At 53.6% G+C, this 12,749-nt stretch carries 10 protein-coding genes; 4 read left to right on the top strand and 6 right to left on the bottom strand.

The window, feature by feature from the left end; translation table 11 throughout:
* Positions 1-55: 55 nt before the first annotated feature.
* Both ACZ52Z_RS09850 and ACZ52Z_RS09845 read right to left on the bottom strand, forming a co-directional pair.
* Positions 56-2,251 carry a response regulator gene (locus ACZ52Z_RS09850; RefSeq protein ID WP_464270564.1) on the bottom strand — a complete coding sequence of 732 codons (2,196 nt, stop codon included), beginning with the start codon at positions 2,249-2,251 and terminating at the stop codon, positions 56-58.
* Positions 2,244-3,074 carry an alpha/beta fold hydrolase gene (locus ACZ52Z_RS09845; protein ID WP_464270563.1) on the bottom strand — a complete coding sequence of 277 codons (831 nt, stop codon included), beginning with the start codon at positions 3,072-3,074 and terminating at the stop codon, positions 2,244-2,246. Before ACZ52Z_RS09845 ends, ACZ52Z_RS09850 begins: the two co-directional genes overlap by 8 nt.
* A gap of 363 nt (positions 3,075-3,437) precedes the next feature.
* On the opposite strand from ACZ52Z_RS09845, the gene ACZ52Z_RS09840 reads away from it, so the two are divergent.
* Positions 3,438-4,538: an alkene reductase gene (locus ACZ52Z_RS09840; RefSeq protein ID WP_464270562.1), complete on the top strand. Its 1,101-nt coding sequence runs from the start codon at positions 3,438-3,440 to the stop codon at positions 4,536-4,538.
* Between the two features lie 104 nt (positions 4,539-4,642).
* Here the strand turns inward: ACZ52Z_RS09840 and ACZ52Z_RS09835 are convergent, their stop codons facing one another.
* From ACZ52Z_RS09835 to ACZ52Z_RS09820, 4 genes are all read right to left on the bottom strand, one after another.
* Positions 4,643-4,960 (bottom strand): MGMT family protein, encoded by a 318-nt coding sequence (locus ACZ52Z_RS09835; RefSeq protein ID WP_464270561.1) that lies wholly within the window; start codon positions 4,958-4,960, stop codon positions 4,643-4,645.
* Positions 4,961-4,989: 29 nt separating this feature from the next.
* Positions 4,990-6,336, bottom strand: a complete 1,347-nt coding sequence (locus ACZ52Z_RS09830; protein WP_464270560.1) for a dihydrolipoyl dehydrogenase family protein — start codon at positions 6,334-6,336, stop codon at positions 4,990-4,992.
* 274 nt (positions 6,337-6,610) lie between these two features.
* A complete protein-coding gene (locus ACZ52Z_RS09825) occupies positions 6,611-8,563 on the bottom strand; it encodes an alpha-amylase family glycosyl hydrolase (RefSeq protein ID WP_464270781.1) in 1,953 nt (650 codons plus the stop codon).
* 101 nt (positions 8,564-8,664) lie between these two features.
* On the bottom strand, positions 8,665-9,918 hold the full coding sequence (locus ACZ52Z_RS09820; protein WP_464270559.1) for a hypothetical protein: 1,254 nt from the start codon (positions 9,916-9,918) through the stop codon (positions 8,665-8,667).
* Positions 9,919-10,472: 554 nt separating this feature from the next.
* Between ACZ52Z_RS09820 and ACZ52Z_RS09815 the strand changes: the two genes are divergently transcribed.
* The 3 genes from ACZ52Z_RS09815 to proV all read left to right on the top strand — a co-directional run bounded on the left by ACZ52Z_RS09815 (position 10,473) and on the right by proV (position 12,717).
* A complete protein-coding gene (locus tag ACZ52Z_RS09815; RefSeq protein ID WP_464270558.1) occupies positions 10,473-10,661 on the top strand; it encodes a hypothetical protein in 189 nt (62 codons plus the stop codon).
* Positions 10,658-11,104 carry a phosphate-starvation-inducible PsiE family protein gene (locus ACZ52Z_RS09810; RefSeq protein ID WP_464270557.1) on the top strand — a complete coding sequence of 149 codons (447 nt, stop codon included), beginning with the start codon at positions 10,658-10,660 and terminating at the stop codon, positions 11,102-11,104. The genes ACZ52Z_RS09815 and ACZ52Z_RS09810 overlap by 4 nt, the downstream gene beginning before the upstream one ends.
* A 392-nt stretch (positions 11,105-11,496) precedes the next feature.
* On the top strand, positions 11,497-12,717 hold the full coding sequence (proV, locus tag ACZ52Z_RS09805; protein WP_464270556.1) for a glycine betaine/L-proline ABC transporter ATP-binding protein ProV: 1,221 nt from the start codon (positions 11,497-11,499) through the stop codon (positions 12,715-12,717).
* The last annotated feature ends 32 nt before the right edge of the window (positions 12,718-12,749 follow it).

Genomic DNA, 12,749 nt, shown 5'->3' with positions numbered 1-12,749 from the left:
GATTGCCGGCACACCCGGGGTGCATGCCAGCGCCACGGGCGCGTCGGCCGCCCTTTCATGGGTGGTCAGCTTTCAGCACTTGGTGGATTTTCTGTGATAAATCAGAAAGGCCGAAGGGCTTGTGGATAAATCCTTGCACACCTTTGTCGAGAAGTTCCTTCACCTCGCCATTTGCCGAGTACCCGCTCGCTATGAGTATCGGCCCGGTGTATCCGAGGGCAGCAGCCTGTGCACACACCCTTTTCCCATCGACCCCGGGCATCACCATATCGATGATCAGCAGATCAAAGGACCCTGCTTTCTGCTCCAGAATATCTATAGCCCTTTGTCCACCCTGGGCAACGGTGACGGAGTATCCCAACCGTTCCAGCATGGCTTCGGCAACTTCCAGTACTACCTCCTCGTCGTCCACCAACAGGATTTTTCCGGCGCCTGTAATGCTGCCTGAATTTTTCAAGGGAGGTGGTACCACTTCTGCCTCCACATGGGGCAGGTAGCAGGTGAAGGTACTGCCACTGCCCTCCTGGCTTTCAACAGTGATGAGACCCGAGTGGTTGCGGATGATTGCATAGCAGGAGGCCAAGCCTAGTCCGCTCCCACGGTCTTTATGCTTGGTGGTAAAAAAAGGGTCAAACACTCTGCTGATATCAGCGGCCGGAATTCCTGCCCCGTTGTCGGTGACCCTGATTGCCGCATATGTCCCAGCTTCCATCTCGTGGGGTGCACAAAAGTCCTCATCCAACGCAACTATCGCACTTGAAACGGTGAGCTCTCCGGCTTCGGACATTGCCTGCCAGGCATTGATGAACAGGTTGAGGAGGACCTGTTCCAACTGGTTCCTGTCAGCAGAGATCACGGGTGGTTTGGTGGCAAGTAAGCAATGGGTCGTTAACGCCTTCCGTGTTCGGCTGAAAAGATTGAGGCTGTGCGTGATGAGTTCGTTCACGTCAATCAGCGTACCATGGTATTTCCCGCCCTTGGCCAATCCGAGCATCCGGTTGGATAACTCGGCAGCACTGTGAACATATTGCTCAATTGCCTCCAGGCGTTCACGCTGGTCAGGAGCAAGGGTATGGTCAGCGAGAAGGAGAGAGGCGTGACCCTGGATCCCGGTGAGAATGTTATTAAAGTCGTGTGCAATCCCTCCAGCGAGCGTTCCTATGGCGTCCATTTTCTGTGCCTGGAGTAATTGGGCTTCCATTTCTTTCATCCGGGTAATATCCGTGGCAATCTGAATCCTTACCATGCGGCCATCCGTCCATTTCACCGCTCTGTCGTGGTTGATGTACCATCGTCCGTTTATCGGGTTCTGCTCTTCCCAAATCTGTACACCGGCTGGTTGCCGGTTGTGATCCAGCAATTGGTTGTTGGCGCAATCCGTACAGGGAGAGCTGCCGTTCCTGAGCCGCTGAAAACATTTACTGCCGGTAAAATCACCACCGATGGCATCAATCATATACTGGTTCATGAAAAGTATGGTGTGCGTTTCCAGGTCCACGGCATGCACCATGGCATCGATACTGTTGAGAATGGTCAGGAAACTCTCGTGTGATTCCTGCAGGGCCTTTTGGGAGGCTTCTTTCACAGCCATCTCCCGTTCAAGGTGGGCATTGGCTGCTGACAATTCCGCTGTTCGCTGGCTGATTTTTTGTTCAAGTTCCGCATTCATCTGTTGGAGTTTTTCCAGCAGATGAATGTTTTTGTATTTTGAAACAGCAATATCCGTAGCGTGGTGGAGCGTGGGCATCATTGCTGCCAATCGTGTTTTTTCCTGAATATTACTGATAAAGAGAAAAATGCCTGTGGTGCTGGCATCAAGCACGAACGGGATGATGGCAAAGCAAGCCGGGGAAAAGGCAAACGAGGAAAAATCTATCGTGAGTGCGTCCAGATTATCACTGACAACGGGTCCATGATGGAGCTCTCGCAGCAGACCGTTGCCCAGTTTGATTGCGGCAAGGCAATCGTCATCCTCGCTCGATGTGCAGTAACTCGATAACACCTTGATGGTGCTCTGCTGGTCAGAGAGAAGGCCGCAGACGCAGTAGGGAATGGATTTGAGTATGGATATCTGTTCAAGGGTGTTGGCGAGTATGTCGATTTTGTCGTCAATATTCTGCAGGGTATCGGAAACAAGGCCGAGCAGGAGTGCCTCTTCTGCCACGGTGATGAGATGGACGTTTTCCTCCTGGAGTGTATGGATGGTATGCCGTAACTGATTGAGTGCGCCAGCCGTAATGACCTTAAACATGCTGTTTTCGAAAGAAAGAGTGGAGTGCCGTGGCGATCATTTCCGGTTCATCCTCTTGGATAAAGTGGCTGCCTGTGGGGATGCGCACAAGTTTTGCATCCTTCAAATTATGGGCAAGTTTTTCGCAAATCGCTGCGCTGAGAAATTTGTCGGCATCTCCGCGAAGTATGAGCACTGGAAGATCGAGCTGGTGCAGTTGATCGGCTATTTCGATGAGGTGCCGATTGTCCAGGCTTGCAGCGAAATGGAGAAATGCCTTTCTTCCCTGCCGGGTTTTCAGTGGCCGGGCAAAAAGTTCGACCAGCTCTTCCACAGATTTTTCCTTGTGGTAGAGACCTCGGCGGATGAGCAGCCGGAGGGCGCCAGCATCCAGTGCAGCCATTGCAAATTGCCTGATGATTGGGGTTCGCATGGAAAGGATGGGCTGGACCGGCCAGAAGTCATAGGCAACACTATTGATCAAGGTAAGGTCATAAAGCATTTCCGGGTAGTCCACTGCAAAAATTTGACCGATTCCTCCGCCGAGGTCATGGCCAACGAAGTGCAGTTTTTTCACTCCCAGGGTGTCGAGAAATGTTTTCAACAGTCGAGCATGATTCGGTAGTGAATAGGGTTGATTCATTTCCTTGCTCGATTCACCACATCCCAACAGGTCGACTGTCAGTACCTGGTAATGGTCCCGCATCAACGGGACAATGTTACGCCAAATGAAAGAGTAGGTGGTGATGCCATGCACCAGCAATACCGGGACGCCGTTTCCGGATACGGAGTAGGCCAGCTGGTGATCATCAATGCTGCATCGGAGTGTGTTGAGCGCTTCCATGCCATGTACCCTGCAACAGTGAGTGAGTGAAGAGGGGAAGTCAGGTGGAGCTATATATATTTTTGCCCAAATTACCGCTAGTTGTCAACTTAAACTGTTATTTTAAACCAAGCAATGGGAAAGAGATGTCCGTGATCAGACAGTGAAACGCGGGGTATCTGCGCAGCTGGACGCATCCTCGGACTGCCGCTGATGCCTTCTCGCGGCGCGGGGGGAGAGGCCTGTCCGTTGCTAAAAAAACGTGTCAATCGCCTGGTTCAGTACAAAGATCACCAGCCGCATGGAGACATCGTTCAAAAACAGCTTATAGTTTGCCCTGCAGAGGTATACCAACAGACGTTGACCCCAGGAAAGGAGGTGAATATGGCAGCACCATCGTTATTTGATTCTGTACTATTGGGCGACCTCACCTTGAAAAACAGGATTGCTATGGCACCCATGACTCGAGGTCGGGCAGGAGATGCGCGAATACCCAACGAGCTGATGGCGGAATATTACTACCAGCGGTCAACAGCCGGCCTGCTGATCACGGAAGCTACTGTGGTTTCTGCTCAAGGCAACGGGTGGGTCGGGTCTCCGGGTATGTATACAGATGCAATGGCCGAAGGGTGGCGTAAGGTCACCAGGCGGGTTAATCCAACTGGCAGTCATCTGTTTCTTCAGTTGTGGCATTGCGGCAGGGTATCACATAGCGCATTTCACCACGGTGAGTTGCCGGTGTCCGCTTCTGCAGTAAGGTTGCAGGGGGACCAGATTCGCACGCCAGTGGGGAAAAAGGAGTTTGAAACACCCCGCCCGCTTACAGTGGAGGAGATACTGGCGACAGTTGAGGATTATCGCGTCGCAGCCGAAAGGGCAAAGGATGCCGGCTTCTCCGGGGTCGAGGTCCATAGCGCCAATGGGTACCTGCTCAATCAGTTTTTGGACAGCAAAACCAATCTGCGAACCGATGCCTACGGTGGTAGTGTGGAAAACAGGTGCCGGCTACTGCTGGAAGTTCTGGCGGCGTTGTTGACCGTCTGGCCGGCAAACAGGGTGGGGGTGCGGCTTTCTCCTAATGGTGTATTCAACGACATGGGAAGCGCTGACTACCGGGAGACTTATCTCCACCTGATCAAACAGCTCGAGCCCTTAGGTCTGGCTTATGTCCATATCATGGACGGTCTTGCGTTTGGTTTCCATGAGCAGGGAAAACCGATGACCCTGGCCGAGTTCAGAAAATATTATTCGGGTATGATTATCGGCAACTGCGGGTACAGTCGCGTTGATGCCGAAGAACGTCTGCATGCAGGCGTCATGGATATCGCCGCCTTCGGCCGACCGTTTATCAGCAACCCTGATTTGGTCGAGCGGTTGCGCAACGGATGGCCGCTTGCCGCCTACGATGATATGTCGTTGTGGTATACGCCTGGTGCCCAAGGGTATACCGATTATGTCCCGTATGAGCAACAAGAGCAAGGGTGAAAGCATGGGAAGGCGGCACTGAACCTGAATTGCTATCAGCGGTTCATCGAGATTGAGTTCGTCTTGTTGCATTGGCGGAGCATGTCGGGGGGAGGTGGGCGAAATTATTCCCGGTCAGAGGGCCAGAGGAACTGATTGAGCATGATCCGATCGGCTGCATCAAATCGCACGCCCTCTGACTCAAGCAACTGCTTTTGTTCCTCGTACCCGCTCCAGCGGGGGAGCGAGATACGTCCCTCGCGGTTGACGACCCGGTGCCATGGCAGGTTATCCGTGGCTGAACAGGCATGGAGAATGCGCGCAACCTGCCGCGCTGCCTGCGGATTTCCGGCCATGGCGGCAATGGTTCCGTAGGTTGTGACCCGGCCTCGGGGAATGTTATGGATGAGGGTGATCACCCGTTCTGTAAACGGTTGGCGCATTGGCAAGAGACGCGTGGAGTTTAGCCAGCCTATCGGACCATGTATTTAATATCTGAGGTAAAGGTTGGATAGGCCCAGAGGAATTCCGCCAACTCTCCAGCTGGAATTCGATGGCGGATTGCCAGGGCAAAGATGTTGATCACCTCGTCAGCATTATGCCGGGTAAGGTGGGCGCCCAGTATCTCATCGGTGGCCTTATCGATCAGCACCTTGTAGTAGCCGTGCGCCTCCCCTATCCGTTTGGAAGACGGCCAGTTTTTTGTTTCTCCGGCATTCACCCGATATTCCGACCCCAGGGCAGCTGCACTCTGTTCGGAGTGGCCGACCGTCGCAAGGCAGGGAATGGTAAAGACCACGCTTGGGACCACGTTGGTATCAAGCGGAGTGCTGTTTGATTCCAAAATATTGCGGACAACGGTTTTGCCTTCCTGATCGGCAACCGGTGCCAACATGTGCTTGGTTGCGGCACAGTCACCAATGGCATAAACCCGGGGATTGGAAATACTCTGCAGGTATTGGTTGACCCGGACACCCCGTTCATCATGGTCGACCCGGCCGTGATTGCCGGCAAGAACGCTCAGGTTGGGGACACGGCCGATTGCTCCGATAATACAGTCCACAGGGTGTTCTGTTCCGGTTGAGTCATGAAGGAGGAACCCCTCTTCCCCTGGGGTGATGGCGGTCGGGTGGGTGTTGAGAATAACCTTGATGCCGACCTCCCTGCTGGCATGAACGACTGCCTCCACGGCATCCTGGTCAAACGATTTCAAGGGCTCTGCCGAGCGATGGAGAATCGTCACCTCTTCGGCGCCTGCTCGCGCTGCCACATGGGCAAACTCAAAGGAAATATAGCCGCCACCGATGAAAAGCAAACGTTTGGGCAGATCTGACAGGTTCAGAAAATATTCGCTGTCTTGAATATGCTCTGCACCAGGGAGAGTGTTTGCTCTGGGCAAAGCGCCTGTGGCGAGAATAATGGTGTCTGCCGTCACCTGTTGGTCATTGATGCGTACTGTTTCCGGTCCAGTCAGTACCGCTTTGCCATGCAGGGTGGTGACGCCTTTTTTCTGCCACTGGCGTACATCGGCCTCTGAGCGCCCTTCGAGAAATTGATTTTTCAGTGCTTGCAGGGCCTTCCAGTCAGTGTGTGCAGGATTTTTGATGCCTCGGCCGACCAGCTGGCTGACCAGGGCCACGGCCTCGGCATTGCTGACCAGGTATTTTTTCGGTTGACAGCCGCGCAGAGCGCAGGTCCCGCCATAGGGACGTTCGTCGACGATGGCGACCCGCTGGCCGGCTTGAACGAGCCCATCCACGGCAAAGTACGCCGCAGTTCCAGAACCGATAACAATGGTATCAAAATGGGTGAAGGACATCTCAACTCTCCCTGCAACGTTTGGGTAATTTACGCATGATAGATAGACCACGAGCATTTTGTATTGCCGTCGAAGCGATGCCTGTGACCCAGCCGTTGTAACCGGTGTATTTGAACAGAAAACAACACTGCTGCCAACCCAATTTCCACTCCCGCCATTCCTGACGACGCAGAGCCTGTTGCCCTTCTGGGAGTATGTACAACAGACGGACTATAGCGCTTGGGTCGAGAACTGCATCTCGCTCTGTGAAGGGTATCGATTGGATACAGGCAGACTAACGGTAGACTACAAAACCGGCGGCCGGGACCGTCACCCTGATCGCTGAGCCGTTGCTCGGTTCCACCGTCACCTGTTGGCCCTTTTGATCAGGGTCGGTGGAAAAGAGGCAGCCCATGGAGGTACCGGGGGGATGAAGATCGTGGTCCACGGTAATGGTCACTTTCAGCGGTTTGTCGGGGTCGGTATTGACAGCGCACAGGTATTCCACATCGGCAAATATTCGCGACCAGGCTACAACCCAGCGCAGTGTGCCGCCGATGGGCCGGGGATAGTGGAATTGTCCATCACCACCAGAGACCTCGCGCAGGTACTGACGCCCCCTTCGCAGCCCAATATGATCGCTGCGCAGGCGGCATATGTCCCGGATCAGACCATAGGCCCGATGGTTTTCGTTAAAAAAGTGGCGTTCGCTACTTTGGTGGCTGCCGAAGGGACCGCCGAACATGCATTCGCGAAGAAAAACATCGCTGTATGCCTCGTCGTCCGTTCGCCGGTCGGCGCCGGTAAATGCCTGCTCGGTGCCGTAATAGATGCAGGGAATCCCGGTGGTGGTCAGGTGCAGGCCCAACACGACCGGCAAGAGATGGTGGGCATCGCTTGCCTGCCCGCAGAAACGAAACTTGTGGCGGGTACCCACCTGATCATGGTCGTCGAACATGGTCACCACATGCTTGCCGAACCATTGATGGGTATGCTTGTGGTCGAGCAAACTGTTACGGAACAGGTCGAAATATCCCTCCTGGGCTGCGGTCTGCGGGTTGCCGGGGCTGCGCCACCCTTTGGCGAGAAATTCGAGTTTATCGGGAATGTCGTTGATCCCGAGGGCCGCATCTATGCCGGTGGTATTCAGGATATTGACTGCATGGGCTCTCCCACCGGTAACTTCACCGATGAGGTAGAACTTTTCCTTGCCGATAGACTGGGCAAATTCGTGGATCACATTGGCAAACAACCGGACTGCTCCGGGTTGCATATGCTTGACAGTGTCAATTCTGTAGCCGTCGAGATCGGCAAAGGCAATCCAGTAGCAGTAGACCCTGCACAAATGCAGCAATGTTTTGGAGGCGGTAAACTCCCTGATTCTTTTTTGCACATCCCAGGCCTGTTCGAAGGCAGTGAGAGAATGTCCATGATGAATATCTTTGAGTGCAAAAAAATCACCGTCAAGATAATCGGGAAAATCGTTCCACTCGGTTATCTCTCCGCACCGGGTCCACGTTTCCGGGTCCTGGAATTCGGCGGGCCATACTGCACCGTTCGGCCATGCCTTCGACTGGTGCTCTGGAGAGAGCCGGCCAAAAGGGAGGCTGCCGGGGTCGTCGCTGCGGATACGAAACCCCTCCACCGGCCACTGATGGCCCTGATGATAAAAGAAACGGGCATCGTGCTGGTAGGCAAAGACATTGCCTGCATGGTTGAGGATGATATCGAGGATGACGCGTATGCCGCACCGATGTGCTGATTCGACGAAGAAGAGGAATTCCTCTCTGGTGCCGAAATGGGGATCAATATCCAGGAAATGCTGAATGCCGTAGCCATGGTAATCACTGCTGCCTGCGACCTGTCGGAAAATTGGACTGAGCCACACCGCAGTAACGCCTAATCGCTGCAAGTAGCCCAGCTTGTCGGTCAGGCCTGCCAGCGTCCCGCCACACCATGTTTTTCCAGCAGCAAACCACTGTTCTCGGTCGGCCTGCCAGGCGTCCTCAGGGGTGAAAAGGGGCGTATCCCGCTGGGTATCTTGGCCGCTGATCGGGTTCCCCTCCACATCGGCGAATCCCCCATGCTCCCGGCCGTCCGAAAACCTGTCCACCAGAAGAAAGTAGAGTATTTGGTCTTCCCATGCAGCAGGGGAGGGGAAGTAGCTTCGGTCCCTGGTCAGCGCTGCGAGATCAATCTGCTGTAAGGTCTTTTCCAACTGGAAGGCGGCATTGGTTGCATCGGTCATCATATTAAATCTCCTGGAGAAAACGGAGTTCCGCCGTTGTCCCTACCTGGGAGCAGCAGCGGCTGCCGGTTGGGCGTATGATCGGACATCATCCATGCCAGTTAAAAGAGAACCGTCCCTCCATCGGTCCTGGCCTGCCCTTTGGAGTAGGTGACACAGTGGATTGTTTGTCCATCCTTATTGATCACACGTATGGAGCCACCTCTGTTAGAGAGTTGCACCCCTCGAGGGTCAAGGGAAATTCGTGTGCATTCGCCAGGGCCGATGGTGAGGTCCTGCAATGGGTGAGTCCGATCCTTGTGATCGCGTAATTGCCATCCGGTAAGCGGGATCGAAGTGGCGCCTGTATTGATCAGGGTAACGGTTTCTTTGCCGGGGTCATGGCCCTTAGGATTGATCAGCGCTGCAACAATGCGGATGTGACCGGAAGTGACGGGAGGGTTTCCGCTATCTTTTCCTTTATCAGGCACTGCAGGCCCCAAGAATTCAGGATAAAAGGTGCGAACATGCCGTTTGTTGTCGCTGCGAAACATCTTGAGGCTGTACAGTGCCCCGTTTATGGTACACTGCTTGGGAGCACGTGCGCCGAGGTGCGCCCGAACCGTACCAAGGGCCAGCAACCCCTCGATACTGCACCCGACAAAAAAACCGCCAATGGGTTTGGTCAGAGGGCGAAGCTGTTCCCGCTCATAATCAGGTGCGTGCCAGCGGTAGGAGATGGTTATGGACTCCGGGAATTGGGTTTGCCCTTCTTTCAGCCGTGTCCCCAAGTAGACAATACGGTCGTCAACGAGTCCTGCGAAACGGTCGCGGGCGTCATCCACCATCCGGGCAAAACCGTCGTCCAGGTAGTACTTGTACCAGAAATGGTACCCCTTGGCCTTGGCTCCTTCCTGCTCGCCAACCACCACGTGTTCAAAGCCGCTTAAATGCGGATCTCCACCCTGGGCAAAGCGACGAAACCACAGCTCCATGAGGGTGTTATACCACCGTTCCCTGGTCATACTGGTACCTGTGGCTTGGGCCACGTAGTCCCGTGCAACTTGCATCGGTGCGGTATCAACCATTGCATGAACCAGATCATGTACTTCTTCCCGTTCCTCGGGCGTGTCATGCTCTTCATCGCGTTCCGGGAGGGAATAGTTATCAAATAGTTCCCGGCAGAGGGTGTAGGTTCGCTGTTTCGTTTGCGGGATAATCACCTCCGGGAGCGCCCGCAGGGAGCCTTCCCGGCTGTTGAGCTGCGTGCTCACCTTGACGTAGCCAATCGATGGGTCGCCGGTTTCACTCTCCAGTATGGGGACAACACCTGATTCCGATTGATCTGCACTCCAGATCTCTTGATAAATGTCCATTTGCTCTCCATGGATTGAGGAACCTGATCAGAGCCAACCGTAGGCAGACACCATGCAGGTGGAGGTCTACGGTGTGTACACTCCCCTCTAATTGCCCTGTAGCAAATGTCGTACCACAGGAGAGGAATGCGATGCTTAAGGCGCAGACGCCATAGATCGTCCCCGCGCCATGCGGCTGCGCCATGTTTGCTCGGCAAAACTGGTGCATATGCACCAGTTCTGGTGGTGCATATCAAACACTTCAGCATTGTCGGCGGAGTGAGGGCAGGGGAACTGGCGATGGCTGGGAAGGAAGCCTATCATTTATTGATCCCTTTTCTCTTGTTGTCAAAGTGAGCGCCGTTGTTACTATGTATCTTTGTGAGCAACTCCGTATCAGCTCCAGGTGATCTGTGCTGCCTCTAGCGGCTCTAAAGTAACAATTCAAGGGTATGCTTTTTCATCAAGAAGGAAATTCTTGAACAGAGACCACAGACCATGACCGCGATGCTTGAATAGACAGGCCTAGAGACGATTCAAGAACAACTCCATTTCCCGAGGGAGAGCCAGAGAGAATGATACCCCCGTTACTTCATCAGCTTCATGGCGAGGTGCTGGTCAGGGGAATGGTCTTCGGAGCAGGACTGCGGGGCCTGCTTATCGGCAAGAAGGCTGAGGAATTCCTCTCCCCGGTGAACTGGATGATGGTGGCGGTGAAAGCAGACGATTTTGTTTCCCCTTTAGTTATGGAGCGACAGGTATGAAAGATATTTCCAAAAAAGAGGACGCCTTCCTGTGGTTCCTCAAAAAGATAATTCATTACTGTCTTAAAATTCTTGGTCTACTGATGGTGCTCGTCATCATTTCGGGAGTAGTGGATGTGGGCTGGACGCTGTACAAACGGCTTGAGGCCGAACCCTCGCTCGTCCTGACCATCGGTGATATTCTCGCTACCTTTGGTGCGTTTATGGTGGTCTTAATCGCCATTGAAATCTTCCAAAATATTATTCTTTACCTGCGTGATAATGTCATTCATGTAAAAATAGTCATCTCCACCGCCCTCATGGCCATTGCCAGAAAGGTTATCATCCTTGACTACGAAAACCTGGAACCCCTCTATCTGCTCGGTACCGGTGCCGTCCTCATTGCCACCGGCATAACCTTTTATCTGGTGCATAAGCTGCCTGACACCATCCAGGAGGATTAGAGTATGCGGCTTCGTTTTTGACCCCGTGGTCTGTAGCGGATGCCGTCACCATCTTCCCTCTGCTTGTCCCCAACCCTGCCTTAAGTGACGATGAAACTTGAGCATTGGCCGGTACGCACGAAAATGCCTCGATAGCCACACCTTTCCTTCGTCCGGAGATCCACCACCAGCCCTTTTCCCCTTCTCTACCTGTGAGACTTGCCTGTGATTGGCGGGGGTTCATGGGATGTGTTGCGACAACTGTCTTGACATTTCAGGCCACTGGTGTAGTATTTCGCAAAACTATTTCAAGAAAACTATATTGCTAAATACAGTATTTTACCATCAGGCTTTGCTGTCGTGCAGGCTGGCAAGGGATGCTGCTGGGATACCGTATATTAACAGGATTAATCATGGCTCTCTTATCTATACGAAATTTATACAAGGTCTTCGGCCCCAGTCCGCAGAATGCGTTAAAGCTGCTTGAACAGGGAAAAACCAAAGAGGAAATCTATGAGGCCACCGGCATGACCGTCGGCGTTCAGGATGCCAGTTTTGATGTGGAAAAAGGAGAAATTTTTGTCGTCATGGGACTGTCCGGTTCGGGTAAATCGACCCTGGTTCGCATGTTGAACAGGTTGATCGAGCCAACCGCCGGAGAGGTGATTATCGATGGTGAGGCTGTCCACAAGATGGACAAGCATGAGCTGGTTCGATTCAGACGAAGTAAAACCAGCATGGTCTTTCAGTCGTTTGCCCTTATGCCCCACATGGATGTTCTCAGCAATGTTGCCTTTGGCCTGGAACTCGATGGCGTGGATAAAAAAGGACGTCAGGAGCGGGCCAAGGATGCCCTCAAGCAGGTGGGGCTGGATGGCTGGGAAAATGCCTATCCCTCCGAACTCAGTGGAGGAATGCAGCAGCGGGTCGGTCTGGCCCGTGGACTGGCGGTTGATCCCGACATCCTGCTTATGGACGAGGCCTTTTCTGCCCTCGATCCTTTGATCCGCACCGAGATGCAGGACGAACTCCTGAAATTGCAGGACCGTCATGAACGAACGATCGTGTTCATCTCCCATGACCTTGATGAAGCGTTGCGCATCGGTGATCGGATCGCGATTATGGAGGGAGGACGAGTTGTCCAGGTGGGAACCCCCGAGGAAATTCTGCAGAATCCAGCAGATGAGTATGTGCGTGCCTTCTTTCGCGGAGTTGATCCCACAGGTGTTATTTCCGCCGGTGATATCGTCCACAAGAAGCACCCCACGGTTATCTGGCACACGCCGGAAGGGAGTCCTCGGTCAGTCCTGGAGATGCTGAACAACGAGGATCGTGAGTATGCCTATGTCCTGGATTCGGAAAAACGCTTTTACGGCGTCGTCTCCATCGATACCCTGCGTGATGTGGTAGAGAACACGCCGGCTGGGCAGAAAAGTAACATAGAGCATGCCTTTATCAAAGAAGCCCTGGCGGTCAAGGAGTCGGAATTCCTTCAGGATATACTTCCCCAGGTAGCTTCCCACCCGTGGCCCGTCCCGGTTATTGACGATGAATCGGTCTTTAAGGGGGTTGTTTCCAAAAATCGCTTTCTCCGGACGTTGTATCGGGCAGACGGAAGTACCGAGAACCAGTAAACCGAGTTTTTATTCACGCAGAGGACGAGAAA

The organism is Desulfogranum aggregans (genome assembly GCF_055398265.1).
Note: the sequence above shows the minus strand (reverse complement) of the source record. Positions and strands in the feature narration are given on the sequence as shown.